This window comes from Mesorhizobium sp. M7A.F.Ca.CA.001.10.2.1 (assembly GCF_003998575.1).
Classification (GTDB): Bacteria; Pseudomonadota; Alphaproteobacteria; order Rhizobiales; family Rhizobiaceae; genus Mesorhizobium.
Genome location: NZ_RZQY01001302.1, coordinates 1 through 538, shown reverse-complemented (window position 1 = coordinate 538; position 538 = coordinate 1). Strand labels below are relative to the sequence as shown.

Annotated in this window: 1 pseudogene; it reads left to right on the top strand. The window is 62.3% G+C overall.

The annotated features are described in order from the left end of the window. Window positions 1-10: 10 nt before the first annotated feature. Window positions 11-538, top strand: a pseudogene (locus EN964_RS36770) (sugar ABC transporter substrate-binding protein); the annotation flags it as partial.

The following is a 538-nucleotide window of genomic DNA, read 5'->3' as shown; positions in this document are numbered from 1 at the left end:
CGACAAGCCGATGATCAATTCCGAGCAAGGCATCGCCGCCACCAACGAATATGTTGCTTCGCTCGCGCATCATTCGCCGGATGCGATCTCCTGGGGTTGGCCGGAGCAATACGGCAACTTCGCCAAGGGTGGTGCGGCGATGACCTGCGCCTTCTCCAACCTGCCGAAATTCCTCGACAATGCCGGCAACAAGGATTCAGCCGTCACCGGCAAGATCGGCTCGATGCTGCCGCCCGGCCGCGAGATCGGCGGCAAGCTGATCAGCCGTTCCGTGCTGTGGTTTTCGCTGACCGGCATGATCTCGTCACAGTCGAAGAACCAGGAGGTCGCCTACCTCCTGCTGCAATGGCTGGGCTCGGCCCGCATCTATGCCTGGATGAGTGCCAACCCCGGCGGTTATCTGGACCCGTTCCGGCTTTCGGACTTCTCCGATCCGCTGGTGCGCCAGACCTATCATGCCTACCACATGGACGTCGTGCGCGAGACGGTCGCCCGCACCGTGCCGACCATCAACTATCCCGGCGCGACAGCCTTCCAC